This window comes from Thermaurantiacus sp. (assembly GCF_053487655.1).
This window is the reverse complement of sequence record NZ_JBRCLD010000056.1, coordinates 22804-38875: the sequence shown is the minus strand read 5'-3', so window position 1 is coordinate 38875 and position 16072 is coordinate 22804. Positions and strand designations below refer to the sequence as shown.

The window sequence follows — 16072 nt, the reverse complement described above, 5'->3', positions numbered from 1 at the left end:
AAAGAGCCAGTGGCCGGGCTTGGCGGCGTGGAAAGTGACCGTGGCGGCGGCCCGGATCGCGGCACCGGGGACCGCACCGCTGTCGGAGTCCACGCCCGAGGGCACGTCGATGGCAAGGATCGGCGCGCCATGGGCGTTGGCGCGGGCGATGAGGTCGGCCGCGGCAGCTACCGGCGCGCGAGACAGGCCGATGCCGAACAGGCCATCGATGAGAAGGTCCGCAGGGGGCAGCGGGGCGCCCGGCTCGAGGACCGGGCCGGCGAAGCCCTGCGCGGCACGCCAGGCATCGGGCGTTGACGGGCTTCCGAGCGCGGTTGCGCTGACCGCATGGCCCAGTTCGGCGAGGGAGCGGGCCGCGCACCAGCCGTCGCCGCCATTGTTCCCCGTGCCCGCAAGCACATGCACCCGGCTGCGCGCGGGCAGCCGGCGGGTGGCCTCCGCGGCAACGGCGCGTGCCGCCACTTCCATCAGCGCGAAACTGTCATGGCCGGCGGCGAACCAGGCCGCTTCGGCCGCCCGCATCGCCGCGACGCTCAGGAGCGGGGCGGCCCGCTCCATGGCGCTTCAGGCTGCCTTCTTCAGCGCCTCGTCGGCGGCGCGCCAGTCGCGCGAGACCAGCGTCTCCTCGATGGCGGTCCGGGTCTCGAGCTGGCCGTTGCGGATCCAGTGCCAGGTGCGGCAGCGCTTCGTGCCATCGTCAGACAGCTGGATCATCTCGTAGAGATAGAGCTCCGGATCCCCAGTGCGCTGCCAGTAGAGCACGACTGTGCGGAGCTTGTCATCAAGCGGGAGTTCGGCCGCCCAGCCCTTGATGAGATCATTGTCCCACCAGATCCGGCCGTCCCGATATTCCGCCGGGAAGTCCCGAACTTCGCGGCGGCCATCAGTCCATTCATAAATGTTGGTCTGGTGATAGGGATAAGGCCCCGAGTCCGGAAAGCGGCACAAAAGGCGTGACTTGTGCTCATCAACCAGCTTTCCGGTTGCGTCATAATAGCGGTAGGTTCCCTCCCACACGCCCTCATGGCGGGCGAGTAGCGGCATGTCCTCCTTGATTCCCATGCATCCATCTCCTCTTGCTAAATCTTCTCCGCTGCGTCCGCGGCGTCAAGGCAGGCATGAAGCAGCGGCCGCGCTGCCGAGGCCCGCATAAGCGCAAGGTGACGAACGGCGAGGCGCTCCGGTGCGAGTTGCGCGGGGTCGAACGCGCGGGCGGTTGCCGGGGAGGCATGGAACCAGGGAGCAAAGCAGGTCTCGGCGCGGAGCATTCGCCACGCCTTCAGAAGATGCGTTCCAGCCCAGTCGGGTGCGAGATCGGGAATGCCCCTGGCGCGCCACGCATCCCTGTCGCCCGGGGGTAGCGCTACATTTGCAGCCGCAACGCCCAGCCGGGATGCGACTGCACTGGCGAGAACGGCGCTCCACCCTTCGCCCGCGACCAGGGCCGGCGCCGCGCCGAGCGCCGCAAGCGCCGCCATGACCACCTCGACCCAGGGTGCAAGCTCGGCCGGCGCATCCGCCCACGGGTCAGACAGGCCATGGCCGGGGAGATCGAGCGCCAGCGTGCCGGCGGGCGCAGCCGTCAGGGCCGAACCCGGCCCATGCAACCACAGGTCGCCGGTGCCCCTCCAGTGGATGAGACCCTCAAAGCCGCCGGCCGAGACGGCGACGAAGCCCTCGCCGACATCGGGCGCGCGCGGTTCGGCGAGCGGGGCAGGGTGCGCCAAGAGCCAGGCAAGTGCCTCCGCCTCGAGCTCGGCTGGCGTTGCGACAGGCGCGATGCGCCAGTTGGCCGGCACATCGCCAAGACGCGCGATATGGGCCTTCAGGGGATCACCATCATAAGCGGAGATGAGCACCGGCGGCGACGGCGCGCCGGGCGGCGGCACGTCGCGGTTGGCGCGCAACACGGCCGCATAGCCGAGCGAAAAGCTGTTCCCGGCGGCAAGACAGTCCATCACGATGGGCTGGGCCTGGGCGGGGTCGAGCGTTGCCATCGGCAGGCGGTTGGCATTGCCCGGCCGATACCAGGGGAAGAACCAGCTCTGCTCCTGCACTCGTCCCCACAGCCAGGGCAGATGCTCGCCATAAGGGAGAGGAAGGAAGTCGGGCGTGTAGGCGGCACCAAACTCGGCCTTCTCAGCTTCGGTCCACACCGCATAGCCACCACAGGCGAGAGCTGCGAAGCGGTGCGGATGGCGCTTGGCGGCGGTCACGAGGATGATTGCGCCCGAATGGAAGCCATAGGCTGCCACCTGCGGAAGACCGAGCGCGTCAAGGAGCGCGACCATTGCATCGGCATAATCCTCGCACTCCGGCCGGGCGAGCGGCAGCGGCGCGGACAAACCGAAACCGGGGGTGTCGGGTGCGATCACGGTGAAATGCGCCGCCCAGCGGCCGATGAGAGGCACAAATTCAGCCGAGGAGCGCGGCGACTGGTGGACAAGCAGCAGGGGTGGCCCGCTCCCAGCGCGGCGGTAGTGGACCCGGCGGATGGAGCCATCGGGGTTCGCAACGTCGATGAAGGCGCGGGCGATCAGCATTCGACAAGCTCGATCCGTTCCTCGGACGGACCCACGAGGGTCGCCACCCGGCGCCCGCCGTAGAGCGGGCCATCCCTGCGCGTCGGCGGCTCGAGGAAGGGCGCCCGCACCGAATCGAGATCATCGTGGGCGAAGGTGAGGAGCGCGTTGCCAGGCGGAAGCTCACCGGGGCTGAGCGGCCGGTGCCGGGCTGCTTGCGGATATTGGTCGATCTCGGCCGCCGGCATCGCACCCACCTTCGTCATGGTGAGCGTCGTCGCATGATCTTCGGCAAGACCGAAACTCTGGTTGATCATCGAATAGGGAAAGGTGAAGCTCTCCCCCTCCTCGAAGCCGAGCGCGTCCACATGGAAGCGGAGCGTCGCCGCCCGGTCTTCGGCTGCGAGCACGGCGATGAAGATAGAGTCGACTTCGGCCTCAGCGACCGGAAGCTCGAGGCCCGCCATCCGGCTTTCAAGCACGGTGTTGAGGTAGAGAACCTCGCCGGCCCGGCCCTCCACCTGGAAGTGAATGAAGTTGGCAAAACCGGGGACTGGCTTTGGCGCACCGAGCACGCGGAAGGCGGCGCGGTCGATCCGGGCATGAAGGGCGAAGGCGTCCCTGACAGTCATCTCGAAGGCCGCCCAGCCATAGGTTGAGAGCGAACGATAACCCTCGACCCGGCTTCCCTCCACCAGCCGGAGAAACCCGCCGCTACCGCCCTCGCGGGGCGCGAGCACCGCGAAGCGGCAGCCTACCTGCGCTGGCGCACCCCAGCTGCGGGCAAGATCCGGCGAGACCCGCCCTTCCTCGACCACGCGCATGGCGAGTTCGGCGAGATAGTCGCCAAGCGAAAGGTCGAAGACGGGCGTGTTGACCGTTCCACAAAGGATCGCACCATGTCGCATACGGCCGCCCATTTGTCCGGACATTTGCATGGAGAAGCGCACCGCGCTAGCCCATAGTGCCATGGCCGAGCCGCTTGGAACCCGCATGGTCGACGATGGCCGCACGGCGCGCCAGATCTTTGAAGAGGTGCTCGCAAACCCAGCCCGCGCCCGCTTCGGCTTCGGGGCGAGGCTCGCAGTCGTCAATGTCGACCTGCAGCGCGCCTACACCGACATCATGGCCTTCCGGACCGCATATGAGACCGACCCGGATCAGATCGCCCATATCAATCGCCTGTCGGCGGCCGCGCGCCGAGCCGGCATGCCGGTTGTCTGGACTCGCGTCGGCTACCGGGAAGATGGTGCCGATGCCGGCATTTGGGGCACGCGCACCAACACGCCAGACTCGCTCCAGAACATCGCCATTGGATCAGCGCGGCACGCGTTTGATCCGCGCTGTGAGCGGCAGCCTGAGGACCTTGAGTTCAACAAGCGCATGCCTTCCGCCTTCTTCGAGACTCCCTTGCGCTCCTGGCTGCAATGGCACGGTGTCGACACAGTGGTAGTGACCGGCGGCTCGACTTCGGGCTGCGTGCGCGCAACGGCAGTCGACTCCCTCTCGCACGGCTTTCGCACCATCGTGCCGCTCGAAACCTGCGCCGACAAGCATGCGAGCTTCCACTATGCGAGCCTCACCGACCTCGCGCTCAAATATGCCGATGTCGTCCCCGTTGCCGAAATCCTCTCCTGGCTGGAAGCGCGAAGGCAAGGTATCACTCCAGCCGGAACCTTTGGAACGCCATGAACCCATTGCAGCCCGAGCGGCCGTGAGGGAGGCCACGGGCAGCGCAACCTTTTGGCCACCGGCCGCGCCACTCATGCTTTCCGGACATCTGCTGTGAGCCGCGACGGCTCGAATATACGTGCCCCGTCACTTTCCTCCGCACCTCTTGCTGCGCGTCCGCACGCGCGCCCCTGCCAGCTTGACGGGCAGCGTCTGTGCAGTTGACTGAGCCTGCTTCTGCTCTGCGCTGCTCGAGCTCGCCTTGGTCGACCTGGTGTGGGCTGCCGAAATCCTAGACGAAGGTCATGGCTGGGGTGACGATCACAACCGCAAAAGTCGGGCACTGCACACCGGAAGCTGAGGGAGGCTCACATGGGCTGGGAGAAAGAGGTCGAGGAACTTCGTCAGCGCCAGCAGCTCGCCCATGCGATGGGCGGACCGGAGAAGCTCGCCAGGCAAAAGGCGGCTGGCCGCATGGACGCCCGCGCCAGGATCGCCGCGGTCGCCGACCCCGGCTCATTCCGAGAAGTGGGCGAACTGGCTGGCTTTGCCACTTATGGCGCCGATGGCGCGCTCGAGGCCTTCCGGCCGGCCAATTTCCTGTTCGGCCATGCGACCATCGATGGCCGGCCGGTGGTGCTGACGGCAGACGATTTCACCGTCCGGGGTGGTGCCGCCGACGCCAGCCTGCACCGGAAGCTCATCGCCGCCGAACAGCTGGCGCACGATTACCGGATGCCGCTTATCCGCATGATCGAGGGCACTGGCGGCGGCGGCTCGGTCAAAAGCCTCGAGGAGATGGGCCACACCTATATTCCCGAGATTCCTGGCTGGGACCTGATGACGGCGAACCTGAGCCATTTGCCAGTAGTCGCACTCGGGCTCGGGCCAGTGGCGGGGCTTGGCGCAGGACGCATGGTGATGGCGCATTTGAGCCTTCTGGTCGAGGGCGTGGCCCAGATGTTCGTGGCGGGGCCACCGGTGGTCGCCGCCGCGGGCGAGACCCGCACCAAGGAGGAGCTTGGCGGAGCGGTCATCCACGCGACCAACGGCGCCGTCGACGACCGGGTCGAAAGCGAGGCTGAAGCCTTCGCTCGTCTGCGGCGCTTTCTCTCCTACCTGCCCTCCTCTGTCTATGAGCTTCCCGCTCGCACCCCCCCGACCGACCGGCCCGACCGGGCCGAGGATTGGCTCATCCGGGCCGTCCCTCGCGACAGCCGCCATCTCTACCCGATCCGGCCCATCCTCGAGGCGATCGTCGACAAGGGCTCGCTGTTCGAGCTTGGCGCCGAATGGGGCCCGGCAATCGTGACTGCCTTTGCCAGGCTTGACGGCTGGCCAGTTGCCATCCTCGCTTCCAATCCGGAAGCCCTCGGTGGCCTGTGGACGGCTGCGACCGCACGCAAGGTGGAGCGCATGGTGGACCTCGCCGATACCTTCCACTTGCCGGTTGTCCACCTTGTCGACAATCCCGGCTTCCTCATCGGCCGCCGGGCGGAAGAGGAAGCGACCATCCGCTGGGGCAGCCGGGCGCTTGCTGCAATCCACCAGGCCCGCGTTCCGTGGGCAACCGTCATCCTACGCAAGGCCTATGGCATGGCAGGCTCCGCCCATGCACCTGCCGATCGGTTCCGCTGGCGCATGGCCTGGCCGTCCGGGGACTGGGGCTCACTCCCGATATCCGGCGGGCTTGAGGCGGCCTATCGCGCTGAGCTCGAAGCCGCCGAGGATCCTGCCGCGCGGCTCGCCGAGATCCGCGCGCGGCTGGAGCGCGTGCGCTCACCCTTCCGCACAGCTGAGCGCTTCGGAATTGAAGCCATCATCGATCCGCGCGCGACCCGGGCCGAGCTTTGTGCCTTTGCTGAGGCAGCGCAGCGCGCTCTTGTCCCCGGCCCCAGGGCACGGGGCTTGAGGCCCTAGCTTCGCGTCACGGAGAAGGCCCGGCGAGCTGCCGCGCCCCATCGAGGCCGGAAGTCTCACCATCGCAGCAGTTGCGAGATCGATTGGCGCTGCACCCGGCGCAAAAACCGGCGCCAACCAGGGATCGGCCAAGGAGCCAAGCGAGGCTGGTTTGCGCAGACCCTGCGCGCATTCGGCCTTGCATCTCGCAACATCCGGCCTAACGCCCCCCGGAAGTTGAGGAGATGGAATGCGATGAACGCCGAACGCTTTGCTGAAGTCGATCACTGGATCGCCCGTCACCTGCTCGCGCCCGATCCTGTCCTCGACGCAGTGCTGAAGGCCAATGCGGAGGCTGGCCTTCCCGCAATCGACGTATCTCGCATCATCGGCAGCCTGCTCGCCCTTCTCGTGGGCGTGGTGAAGGCGCATCATGTGCTAGAGGTCGGCACGCTCGGCGGCTACTCCGCAATCCAGATGGCGCGCGCGCTTCCCGACGACGGGCGGCTGGTCACGATCGAGGCCAACCCCCGCAATGCGGAAGTCGCCCGCGCCAATTTTGCCCGCGCCGACCTCGTCCGGCGGATCGATCTGAGGGTCGGCCAGGCGCTCGACGTGCTGCCGGGCCTCGTCGATGAAGGCCACGCCTTCGACTTCGCCTTCATCGATGCGGACAAGGAGAACAACGCCGCTTATGCCGACTGGGCAGCGACTCTGGTCCGGCCTGGGGGTCTTGTCGTCATCGACAATGTGGTGCGCGACGGCCGCATCACCGATGACAGCGACACCGACCCGCAGCTGGTCGGCACCCGCAGCCTTTATGCTGCCATGCGGATGGATCAGCGCTTCGAGGCAACCGCCTTGCAGCTGGTGGGCAGCAAGGGCTGGGACGGCCTGATGATCGCCCGCCGCCGTTAACGATTGGCCGACTTTGCGATAAAGTTGCGTCAGATGCGAGCGGCCTGCAGCGTGAGAACCTCAGGCCGGAACAGGTGGGCAACATGAAAGCCATTGGTTGCACTGCAGCTGTGGCATTGCTGGCAAGTGCAGGTGTGGCGCGCGCAGCGCTTCCACCAGATGCAGCCTTGCGGGTTGTGAGCGACATCGTCGGCCAGACCTCGACGGCCACCGTCGCTGCAGGCGGCAATCCCATCTACATCCCACCGAAGCCAGCCTACAGCGGCGTTGTCGGCCTCTTCATGGATTATGGTGCGGCTGGAGCGTTCGTTTGCTCGGGCTCGCTGCTTACCAGCCGCAGCGTGCTGACCGCGGCCCACTGCGTGTCGCGCGCAGGCGTACTTCCGCTTTCGACGACAGTCTTCTTCTACGGTGGCCCGCTCGATATCTCGGTCTATGCGGGCGCTCCGGCGACCACCGTTCCCGTCAGCTTTTACCATGTCCACCCGCTCTACACCGGCCAGGTGGTCGACGAGAACGACATTGCCGTGCTGCGGCTGGCAACGAACGCGCCGGCCTTTGCTCCCACCTACCAGCTCTCGGGCCTTACTGACCTGACCGGCCAGTTCCATACCATCGCCGGCTATGGCCTGCGGTCCCTGACCGGTGGCGACAATGGCACGCTTCCCGGCTTCTCGCTGGGGACCGGGCGGTTGCGTTTCGCCGACAACCGGTTCGACTTCCGGCTCGGCGATCCGGACTGGGGCGGCTTCTTCAACGGCTTCTTCGGCACGGCGGCGAGCGGCGATGTCTGGATCACCGACTTCGACAATGGAACCGTCGCCAAGGACGCCTCCTGCACGCTTGCGGTTGCGCTCGGTGTGCCGCTCAGCCCCAAATACTGTGATTTGGGAGTCGGCGCCCGCGAGGGCATCGGTGCCGGCGGCGATTCGGGCGCACCCTATTTCGTCGACGGCAAGGTGGCGGCGGTCCACAGCTTCGCCTGGTTTCCCTTCCCCGACACCTCGGCCAACCGCTTCGGCCAGTTCAAAGGCGCCGTTCCCATCTATATCCACCGTGCCTTCATCACCAGCGTCATCCCCGAGCCCGCCACCTTGGCGATGCTGATCGCAGGCTTCGGGCTCGTCGGGGCTGCCGTGCGGCGCCAGCGGCCGGTCGAAGCCTGAGACGGCCCCCGCGGGAAGAAGTCGGCGACCGGGGCTCTGTGTGAACGTGCGTCTGGTCAAAGTCCGCCATCCGAGATCGGTCGAAATGGCTAGACGATGTCGCGGGCTTCTCTGCAGACCTCCTCGTTGAGGACGAAGAGGATCCGAAGGGTCGCCTGGAGCGAAATCTGCCCTGGGAGAAATTCTGGCGCAATGAAGATGACAGCCTTGGCCCGGCTGCTTTGGCTGACCAAGCTATAAGAACGAACCTGCCGGACCAGCAGGGCGTTGACGCTTGGGGCCGCGATGCCGAGGATCAGCAGGAAGGACATGGGCGTCTCTGCCCGGAGCAAGACCCTGGTCGCGCGTGGCCCAGGCCAGGTGCGCAAAAGCGTGGCACCGCGGCGGACCTCATCCGCCTGGCCGGCGCCATTGTCGCACGGCTTCTAACGGCAAGACGCGAGCGCTTCCGGCATGGTCAGGGCCTCGCCCAAATGCTGGGTGCAATCCGTGCTCGCGCCGCTAGAAGCAGGAGCAGGTGGTCGGGAGGAATGGGATGGATTTGGGGCTCAAGGGCAAGAAGGTCATCCTTTCGGGCGGAAGCCGCGGCATCGGCCGGGCAAGTCTCGAGCTGTTCGCCGACGAAGGCTGTGACATTGCCTTCTTCTCGCGCAACCCTGACCAGGTCGAGGAAACGCGCGCCAGCCTTGCCAAGCGCGGCGGCAAGGTCCATGCGGAAGCGCTCGATTTCGCAAGCCTTGAGGCCTATCGATCCTTTCTTGCCCGCGCACTCGAGGCGCTCGGCGGTTGTGACATCTTCATCCACAATGTCTCGTCCTCCGGCGCTGGCGCTACTGGTGACTGGGAGAAGACCTTCCTCCTCGACATCCGCGGTGCCGTCGACGGAGTGGAAGTGCTCACACCAGCGCTCGAGGCCTCAGGCGCGGGCTCGGTCATCTTCATGTCCTCAACCGCAGCGGTCGAGACCTTTCTCGTGCCGCAGGCGTTCAATGCGCTCAAGGCCGCGCTCATCACCTACGCAAAGCAGCTCTCGCAGGCGCTAGGACCCAAGGGCGTGCGCGTGAATGTGGTGACACCTGGCCCGATCAAATATCCCGGCGGCAATTGGTCGACGATCGAGACCGCCATGCCCGATTTCTACAAGGCAACGCTCGCCGGGTTCGCACTCGGCCGTTTCGGAACGCCCGAGGAAGTGGCGAAGGGCGTCGTCTTCCTCGCCAGTCCCGCCTCGAGTTATACGACTGGCACCAACCTCGTCATCGACGGGGGCTATACCAAGCGGGTCCAGTTCTAGCCCCGCTCTTGACGCGCCGCTGCCGGCTGGCAAGGGCGCGCATGGCATGGCCCCCTCTTCCATCGTTCCACAGCGCGCTGGGCCGTTGGCCGATGTCTGCGTGCTCGATCTCTCGCGCGTGCTTGCCGGTCCGTGGGCAACCCAGGCGCTTGCCGATCTCGGGGCGACGGTGTGGAAGGTTGAACGGCCCCGAGCAGGCGACGACACACGCGGCTGGGGCCCGCCCTTTCTTCCCGACGGCAGCGGGGACTCCTGCTATTTCGCTGCTGCCAATCGCAACAAGCAAAGCCTCGCGATCGATTTCGCAAAGCCGGAGGGTGCCGCCCTCATCCGCGCGCTCGCGTGCCATGCCGATCTTCTGGTCGAAAATTTCCGCACTGGCACGCTCGCCCGCTACGGGCTCGACCTCGCCGAACTCCGGCGCGCCAACCCACGCCTTGTCACCTGCTCGATTACGGGCTTCGGCCAGACCGGCCCGCGTGCTGCAGAAGCGGGCTATGATTTCCTGATCCAGGGCATGGGCGGGCTCATGGCAATCACTGGCGAGGCGGGCGGCGGGCCGCTTCGCGCCGGCATCCCAATCGCCGATCTTGCAACCGGCCTCTATGCAGGACTTTCGATGCTGGCCGCACTCCACCATGCGCGGGCAACAGGCAAGGGCCAGCATATCGACGCCGGCCTCCTCCAGGCCCAGATTGCCATGCTCGCCAACCACTGGGCGGCTTGGCTCAACGCCGGCAGCGTGCCCGAGCGCTCGGGCAATGCCCATGCCACCGTCGTCCCCTACCGCGACTTCCCCGCTTCTGACGGCACGCTCCTCATCGCTGTCGGCTCTGACCGCCAGTTCCGTGCGCTTGCGCTCGTGCTTGGCCGGCCCGATCTTGCCGCCGACCCGCGGTTCTTGACCAACGCCGGCCGCCAGCAGGCGCGCGCCGCGCTCGAAGCCGAGATCGCTGCGGAAACGTCGCGCCGCACCCGCGCCGACCTTCTTGTGGCACTTGCTGAAGCGGGAGTACCAGCCGGGCCGATCAACGCGCTTCCCGATGTCTTCGCCGACTCCCAGGTCAAAGCGACAGGCCTTGTTGAAACGGTGGCCCGCGAGGATGGCACCGAACTGCGCCTTGTTGGCTACCCGCAAAAACTCTCGGCGACGCCGGCGACGATCCGCGCCGCCCCGCCTCGCCTCGGCCAGGACACGCGCGCCGTCTTGGGCGGCATCCTCGGCCTCGATGCAAGCGCACTGGACCAGCTCGAAGCGACCGGTGTGATCGCCTCGGCCACCACAGCTCAGACCAGCTTCGCTGCAAGCGGGTAGCGCGGCGCCGGCGGCACCGCAGGCCCGTAACCGACACGCGCCAGCATCTGCACCCGCCCGCCCTCGGGCACGAGGAGCGCATGAAGGCGGGCATGGACATCGGCCACTTCGGGATATTCCTGTAGTGCCTGGCTCATCGGGTGCATCGCAAGCCCGAGCAAAGCGGCCGCCAGGTTGACCCGGACATAGACCCGCCCGGCCGTGAGCTGGCTTGTGCGATCGTTCCGGTCGGTCACCACCCAGATAAAGGCTGGTGCTGCGGCATAGATTTTCTCAAGCTGCGTCAGCCTTTGCCCGAAGGCAGTAGAGGACGGGTCCACGAGCTTCTCCCGGGTGATGAGGCCAAGCGCGGCGCCAGCTTCGACTCCCGGCCCGGTCAGGTCGATTCCATCCGGCCTGGCATCGACTTCACGCGCGCCGATCCGCATCACCGCCACCGTCTCTTGGTGCACGCGCAGCGTCTTCGTCTCAATCGCAATCGCCTCCAGCGCGAGATCCCGGATCTGCGCCACATAGTCAGGAGTCGTCGTCCCCCGCACCCGCCAGTCGAGGCCATTGGAAGTCAGCCGGCGGAGTTCTCGCCGATCCACCGGGCGGGCCATGTCATAGATGCTCCTGTTGGACCGGCGCTCCGGGATCTGAGCGAACAGCGGGTCAGAAGACAAACCTGCGACAGCTTTGAACTTGAGGCTGGCAACCGGTCGCGAATCGAGGCGGCCGGCGCGATCCCCCATCGGCGCCCCTTCCGGGAAGGGCAGAATTTCCATTTCATAGCCCCGGGCGCGCGCGGCCATCCGGGCAAGCTCGAGGAAGGCGCCAAAACCGATGGTCACTTGCCGGTCGAAGGGGTCGGTCTGCGGCAGCCGCCGGTCAAGGTCGCAGAAGAGCGTTGCCCCATCTTCCCCGTCGAGCCGGATCCGCCACGGCTGGAGGTTGTGCGGGCTCGGCGCAAGGATGGCATGGCGAAAGGCATCGAGCCGGATGTCGGCGGGAGCTGGCCCGGACAAGTCCCAAGGCGCGGTTGCCGTCTCGGGCATGCGGGCAACCCGCCACCAGCCGCCAGCACCCACCAGCGCCAGGCCACCGGCGGCAGACACGATGACTGTGCGCCGGGAAACTGCCATGCCGGCCCGGTTACCCTTCCCACGCCGTCCGGACAACTGGGGTTGCCAAGGAAGGTCGCAGCATGCCCGCCTTCCAAATGGAGGCAAGATGGGGGCCGTTCTTCCGAGTTCAGTCGCTCTTCCACGCCGGCGCGCGACGATGTCGTGCGAAATAGCCGTTGACCTCGCGCCTGAGCGGCCCGGCCAGCAGATAGATGCCGACGACATTGGGAATGGCCATCAGGAAGAAGGCAGAGTCGACCAGGTCGAGGATCTGTCCTGGCTCGAGCAGCGCGCCCAAGGGCAGCGCAGCGCAATAGGCGGCCTTGAAACCGAATTCATGCCAGCGGCCGTGGCGGGTCAAGAACTGGAAGGCCTCAGCGGCATAGAAGCCGTTTGCGAGCACCGTTGAATAGGCAAACAAGAAGACGACTACGGCAAGAACTGCCGGCGCACCGGGGATTACGGTCTGAAGTGCCGCCGATGTCATCTGGACTCCAGTCAGGTCTTCAAGGTAAAGTCCAGTCACCACGAGCGTCAGCCCCGACAAGGTGCAGATGACGACCGTATCAATAAAGGGCTCGATGAGGGCCACCATGCCTTCACTCGCTGGCTCGCGCGTACGCGCCTGGGCATGGGCCACGACTGCAGTGCCGATACCGGCTTCAGAAGAATAGACGGCTCGGCGCATGCCGATAACGAAGACGCCGACGGCTCCTCCCGCTACAGCGTCCGGCACAAAGGCTTCTGCCACAATTTTTGTGAGCGCTGTCGACACTTGGGCGATATTGGCGAGGATGACCGTCACGCAGGCCAAGACATAGAGAAGGCACATGGCCGGCACGACCCGGCCTGCAACACGCCCGATCCAGGCGATCGAGCCGAGCAGGACCACTGCGACCAGCAGGGCGAAACCAAGGCCGAAGGCAAGCGGCGCCTCGAAGCCGAAAGCGCTGGCGACCTGGACTTGTGCTTGGTTCACCTGAAACAGGGACATGCAGCCGACGATCATGAAGACCGCGTGGATCCGGGCAAGCCGCCGCCCCAGCCGCGGCAGGCCGATGGAGGCCAGCCCGCGCATGAGGGTGACGGCCGGCCCGCCAACCACGCGGCCGCTTGCAAGCTCGTCGCGGAACATGAGCCCAAGAGTCACTTCGGCGCACTTCAAGCCCATGGCAAAGAAGCCGATGATAACCATCCAGAAAATCGCACCCGGACCACCGGTTGCAACCGCGACGGCAACCCCGGCGATGTTGCCGAGCCCGACGGTGGACGCGAGCGCGGTCGAAAGCGCCTGGAACTGCGACACCCGACCAGGTGCGCGCGCATCTTGCCGCTTGCCCAGCAGTGCTCCCCAGCCGAGCGCGAAGCCCCTGAGCTGCGGCAGTCCAAGCCAGACGGTTGTGAAAAGCATTGCAACGGCAAGCCACAGCACGATGAGCTGCACGGGAACGCCGGCAACCGGGATGGAGACAAAGACAACAGCGGCAAGAGCCGCAATGGCGTCTGCGATGATTTCGACAGGGGTCATTGCCGCGTCCTTAGAGATGCCCTGAGGCGCGAAAAAGCCGCATCGCTGGAACGACCCCAAAGAAAGGCCTAGCAAGGGGCGCGATGCGCGTGCCGGAGTGGATCGAAATCAATCCGCAGGGGCTTCGCCTCAAGGCCGCCGATGTCTGGATCGACCCGGCACGGCCCGTCCCGCGTGCGCTCGTCACCCATGGCCACAGCGACCACGCCCGCGCCGGCCATGGCGAGGCCTGGGCCACAGCCGAGACCCTTGCCATCATGGCTGCCCGCGGCCAATCCCCTGCCATTGCGCAGCCGCTTGGCTATGGCGCACGCGCCGATTTCGCTGGTGTCACCGTTTCGCTCCACCCAGCCGGCCATATCCTCGGCTCGGCCCAGATCCGGATGGAAGGCCCTGATGGCACCGTCATCGTGGTGACCGGCGACTATAAGCGTTCGCCAGATCCCACTTGCGCTCCCTTCGAACCCGTCCCCTGCGACATCCTCGTGACCGAGGCGACCTTCGCGCTGCCGGTGTTTCGCCACCCGCCGCCTGCAACCGAGGTGGCACGCCTTCTTGAGACCGCCGCACGCAATCCCGATCGCGCGCTCCTTGTTGGTGCCTACGCGCTTGGCAAGGCCCAGCGCCTTGCCGCCCTCCTGCGCGCTGCAGGCCATCATGCTCCCCTCTACCTCCATGGCGCGATGGAAAAGCTGATGGCCCTCTATGCCGCCCATGGCGTGCAATTAGGCGATTTCCGCCCTGTCGCCGGCACCGAGCGCGATGCGCTCGCCGGTGCCATCCTGCTTGCCCCGCCGTCTGCACTTGCTGACCGCTGGTCGCGCCGCCTCCCCGATCCGCTGCCCGCCATGGCTTCGGGCTGGATGCGAATCCGGGCGCGAGCGCGCCAGCGCGGCGTGGAGCTACCCCTCATCCTCTCCGACCATGCCGACTGGGACGAACTCACCGCCACCATCGCCGAACTCCGCCCCCGCGAAGTCTGGGTGACCCATGGCCGCGACGACGCGCTGGTCCACTGGTGCGAGACCCGCCAGGTCCGCGCCCGTGCACTCCACCTCGTTGGCCGCGACGACGAGGCCGACTGACGATGCAGCGCTTCGCCGCCCTGCTCGATGCCCTCTCCACCACGCCTTCGCGGACTGGGAAGCTCCGCTTGATTGGCGATCACCTCGCCTCTGTCCCCGATCCTGATCGCGGTTTCGCGCTCGCAGCCTTGACCGGCGGGCTCACCCTCCCCGCCGTCAAGCCCGCCCTCATCCGCGCCCTCATCGAGGCGAAGACCGACCCGGTCCTGTTCCGCCTTTCCTACGACTATGTCGGAGACCTCGCCGAAACCGTCGCCCTCCTGTGGCCTGAAGCCGGACCGGCGACTGCGCCATCGCTTGCCGAAGCCATCGAGCGCTTGCAGAATGCCACCCGCGCCAGCGCGCCGGAAACGCTTGCGAGCCTTCTTGACCGGCTCGATGCCTCCGGCCGCTTCGCGCTTCTCAAGCTTGCAACCGGTGCACTCCGCGTCGGCGCTGGAGCCCGCCTCGCCCGCCTCGCCTTCGCCGAACGCTTCGGGCTCGACATTGCGCACGTCGAAGAAGTCTGGCACGGCCTCGAGCCGCCATACCAAAGCCTCTTCGCCTGGGCCGAGGGCCGAGGGCCCCAGCCGCAATCCGGCGGGGGGTTCCGCCCGTTCATGCTCGCCCACCCACTCGACGCACCAGACACGCTCGACCTCGCCGCTTACGCTGTCGAATGGAAGTGGGACGGCATCCGTGTCCAGGCCGTAGCCGCTGCCGGCATGCGCCGGCTCTTTTCGCGCGATGGCAACGATATTTCCCAAAGCTTCCCAGATCTTGTCGCCGCGCTTCCCGAAACGCCAGTCGCCCTCGATGGCGAGCTGCTGGTGCGCGGCGCCGATGGCCATCCGGCCAGCTTCAACGCCCTCCAGAGTCGCCTCAACCGCAAGGCGCCCGACGCGAAGCTCCTGCGCGAGGCCCCGGTGTTCCTGCGCGCCTATGATCTGCTCTCCGAACATGGCCAGGACGTGCGCCCCCTTCCTTGGACTGCCCGCCGCGCCCGGCTCGAGGCCCTGGTCGCAACCCTCCGGCCTGACCGCTTCGACTTGTCTCCACTTGTTGAGGTGGCAAGCCCAGCCGCGCTTGCTGAAGCCCGCACCCGACCGCCCCATCCCAGCATCGAGGGGCTCATGCTCAAACGCCGCGACAGCCCCTATGTCGCTGGCCGTGTGACAGGCCTGTGGTGGAAGTGGAAGAAAGAGCCGATGATGGCCGACTGCGTCTTGATGTACGCCCAGCGCGGTCACGGCAAACGCTCGAGTTTCTACTCCGACTTCACCTTCGGCGCCTGGGGGCCGGACGGCACCCTCCTTCCGGTCGGCAAGGCCTATTTCGGCTTCACGGATGCCGAGCTCCGATGGCTCGACAAATGGGTGCGCGACCATACGACCGCCCGCTTCGGCCCGGTGCGCGAAGTGGAGAAGCGCCTCGTCCTGGAAATCGCCTTCGAAGGCGTTGCCGCGAGCAGCCGCCACAAGTCTGGCCTTGCGCTCCGTTTCCCGAGGATCGCCCGTATCCGCACGGACAAGCCAGCAGCCGAGGCCGACACGGTTGCGCGCATCGCCGCCCTGGCTGGGTGATGAAGC

The 16072-nt window shown here is 66.7% G+C and carries 14 protein-coding genes and 2 pseudogenes; 9 read left to right on the top strand and 7 right to left on the bottom strand.

The annotated features are described in order from the left end of the window. From ACWIQA_RS06350 to ACWIQA_RS06335, 4 genes are all read right to left on the bottom strand, one after another. Positions 1-558: NAD(P)H-hydrate epimerase (locus tag ACWIQA_RS06350; RefSeq protein WP_448582221.1), on the bottom strand; the 558-nt coding region annotated here is incomplete at its 3' end. Between the two features lie 6 nt (positions 559-564). Further along, positions 565-1062: a DUF3598 domain-containing protein gene (locus ACWIQA_RS06345; RefSeq protein ID WP_448582220.1), complete on the bottom strand. Its 498-nt coding sequence runs from the start codon at positions 1060-1062 to the stop codon at positions 565-567. 17 nt (positions 1063-1079) lie between these two features. Continuing rightward, positions 1080-2543 (bottom strand): alpha/beta fold hydrolase, encoded by a 1464-nt coding sequence (locus tag ACWIQA_RS06340; RefSeq protein WP_448582219.1) that lies wholly within the window; start codon positions 2541-2543, stop codon positions 1080-1082. Then, positions 2537-3430, bottom strand: coding sequence for a VOC family protein (locus ACWIQA_RS06335; RefSeq protein WP_448582218.1), 894 nt, complete (start codon positions 3428-3430; stop codon positions 2537-2539). The genes ACWIQA_RS06340 and ACWIQA_RS06335 overlap by 7 nt, the downstream gene beginning before the upstream one ends. A 61-nt stretch (positions 3431-3491) precedes the next feature. Here ACWIQA_RS06335 and ACWIQA_RS06330 point away from each other — a divergent pair, with 61 nt between their 5' ends. From ACWIQA_RS06330 to ACWIQA_RS06310, 5 genes and pseudogenes are all read left to right on the top strand, one after another. Further along, complete coding sequence (locus tag ACWIQA_RS06330; protein ID WP_448582217.1) at positions 3492-4214, top strand: isochorismatase family protein; 723 nt, start codon at positions 3492-3494, stop codon at positions 4212-4214. A 351-nt stretch (positions 4215-4565) separates the two neighbouring features. After that, a complete protein-coding gene (locus ACWIQA_RS06325; protein WP_448582216.1) occupies positions 4566-6113 on the top strand; it encodes an acyl-CoA carboxylase subunit beta in 1548 nt (515 codons plus the stop codon). 234 nt (positions 6114-6347) lie between these two features. Continuing rightward, the gene (locus ACWIQA_RS06320) at positions 6348-7010 is read left to right on the top strand and encodes an O-methyltransferase (protein WP_448582215.1); all 663 of its coding nucleotides are present in this window, start codon (positions 6348-6350) and stop codon (positions 7008-7010) included. An 83-nt stretch (positions 7011-7093) separates the two neighbouring features. Beyond that, positions 7094-7645, top strand: a pseudogene (locus tag ACWIQA_RS06315) (trypsin-like serine protease); the annotation flags it as partial. A 441-nt stretch (positions 7646-8086) separates the two neighbouring features. Beyond that, a pseudogene (locus ACWIQA_RS06310) lies at positions 8087-8176 on the top strand (PEPxxWA-CTERM sorting domain-containing protein); the annotation flags it as partial. Between the two features lie 89 nt (positions 8177-8265). Here ACWIQA_RS06310 and ACWIQA_RS06305 read toward each other — a convergent pair. After that, on the bottom strand, positions 8266-8487 hold the full coding sequence (locus ACWIQA_RS06305; protein ID WP_448582214.1) for a hypothetical protein: 222 nt from the start codon (positions 8485-8487) through the stop codon (positions 8266-8268). A 224-nt stretch (positions 8488-8711) separates the two neighbouring features. Here ACWIQA_RS06305 and ACWIQA_RS06300 point away from each other — a divergent pair, with 224 nt between their 5' ends. Together ACWIQA_RS06300 and ACWIQA_RS06295 are read left to right on the top strand one after the other, a co-directional pair. Continuing rightward, complete coding sequence (locus tag ACWIQA_RS06300) at positions 8712-9470, top strand: SDR family NAD(P)-dependent oxidoreductase (protein WP_448582213.1); 759 nt, start codon at positions 8712-8714, stop codon at positions 9468-9470. 46 nt (positions 9471-9516) lie between these two features. Then, the gene (locus ACWIQA_RS06295; RefSeq protein WP_448582212.1) at positions 9517-10785 is read left to right on the top strand and encodes a CaiB/BaiF CoA transferase family protein; all 1269 of its coding nucleotides are present in this window, start codon (positions 9517-9519) and stop codon (positions 10783-10785) included. Here the strand turns inward: ACWIQA_RS06295 and ACWIQA_RS06290 are convergent. Continuing rightward, positions 10758-11909 carry an Acg family FMN-binding oxidoreductase gene (locus ACWIQA_RS06290; protein ID WP_448582211.1) on the bottom strand — a complete coding sequence of 384 codons (1152 nt, stop codon included), beginning with the start codon at positions 11907-11909 and terminating at the stop codon, positions 10758-10760. The genes ACWIQA_RS06295 and ACWIQA_RS06290 overlap by 28 nt on opposite strands. 109 nt (positions 11910-12018) lie before the next feature. After that, entirely contained in the window at positions 12019-13419 is a 1401-nt protein-coding gene (locus ACWIQA_RS06285) for an alanine/glycine:cation symporter family protein (RefSeq protein ID WP_448582210.1), read from the bottom strand. A gap of 83 nt (positions 13420-13502) precedes the next feature. Between ACWIQA_RS06285 and ACWIQA_RS06280 the strand changes: the two genes are divergently transcribed. Then, entirely contained in the window at positions 13503-14504 is a 1002-nt protein-coding gene (locus tag ACWIQA_RS06280) for a ligase-associated DNA damage response exonuclease (protein WP_448582209.1), read from the top strand. A gap of 2 nt (positions 14505-14506) precedes the next feature. Next, on the top strand, positions 14507-16066 hold the full coding sequence (locus ACWIQA_RS06275; protein WP_448582208.1) for a cisplatin damage response ATP-dependent DNA ligase: 1560 nt from the start codon (positions 14507-14509) through the stop codon (positions 16064-16066). Positions 16067-16072: the final 6 nt, after the last annotated feature.

Excerpts from the sequence above, each read along its gene's own strand:
- ACWIQA_RS06345 (WP_448582220.1), bottom strand. The coding sequence starts at position 1,062 with ATGGGAATCAAGGAGGACATGCCGCTACTCGCCCGCCATGAGGGCGTG.
- ACWIQA_RS06340 (WP_448582219.1), bottom strand. The coding sequence starts at position 2,543 with ATGCTGATCGCCCGCGCCTTCATCGACGTTGCGAACCCCGATGGCTCC.
- ACWIQA_RS06335 (WP_448582218.1), bottom strand. The coding sequence starts at position 3,430 with ATGCGACATGGTGCGATCCTTTGTGGAACGGTCAACACGCCCGTCTTC.
- ACWIQA_RS06330 (WP_448582217.1), top strand. The coding sequence starts at position 3,492 with ATGGCCGAGCCGCTTGGAACCCGCATGGTCGACGATGGCCGCACGGCG.
- ACWIQA_RS06325 (WP_448582216.1), top strand. The coding sequence starts at position 4,566 with ATGGGCTGGGAGAAAGAGGTCGAGGAACTTCGTCAGCGCCAGCAGCTC.
- ACWIQA_RS06320 (WP_448582215.1), top strand. The coding sequence starts at position 6,348 with ATGAACGCCGAACGCTTTGCTGAAGTCGATCACTGGATCGCCCGTCAC.
- ACWIQA_RS06305 (WP_448582214.1), bottom strand. The coding sequence starts at position 8,487 with ATGTCCTTCCTGCTGATCCTCGGCATCGCGGCCCCAAGCGTCAACGCC.
- ACWIQA_RS06300 (WP_448582213.1), top strand. The coding sequence starts at position 8,712 with ATGGATTTGGGGCTCAAGGGCAAGAAGGTCATCCTTTCGGGCGGAAGC.
- ACWIQA_RS06295 (WP_448582212.1), top strand. The coding sequence starts at position 9,517 with ATGGCCCCCTCTTCCATCGTTCCACAGCGCGCTGGGCCGTTGGCCGAT.
- ACWIQA_RS06290 (WP_448582211.1), bottom strand. The coding sequence starts at position 11,909 with ATGGCAGTTTCCCGGCGCACAGTCATCGTGTCTGCCGCCGGTGGCCTG.
- ACWIQA_RS06285 (WP_448582210.1), bottom strand. The coding sequence starts at position 13,419 with ATGACCCCTGTCGAAATCATCGCAGACGCCATTGCGGCTCTTGCCGCT.
- ACWIQA_RS06280 (WP_448582209.1), top strand. The coding sequence starts at position 13,503 with ATGCGCGTGCCGGAGTGGATCGAAATCAATCCGCAGGGGCTTCGCCTC.
- ACWIQA_RS06275 (WP_448582208.1), top strand. The coding sequence starts at position 14,507 with ATGCAGCGCTTCGCCGCCCTGCTCGATGCCCTCTCCACCACGCCTTCG.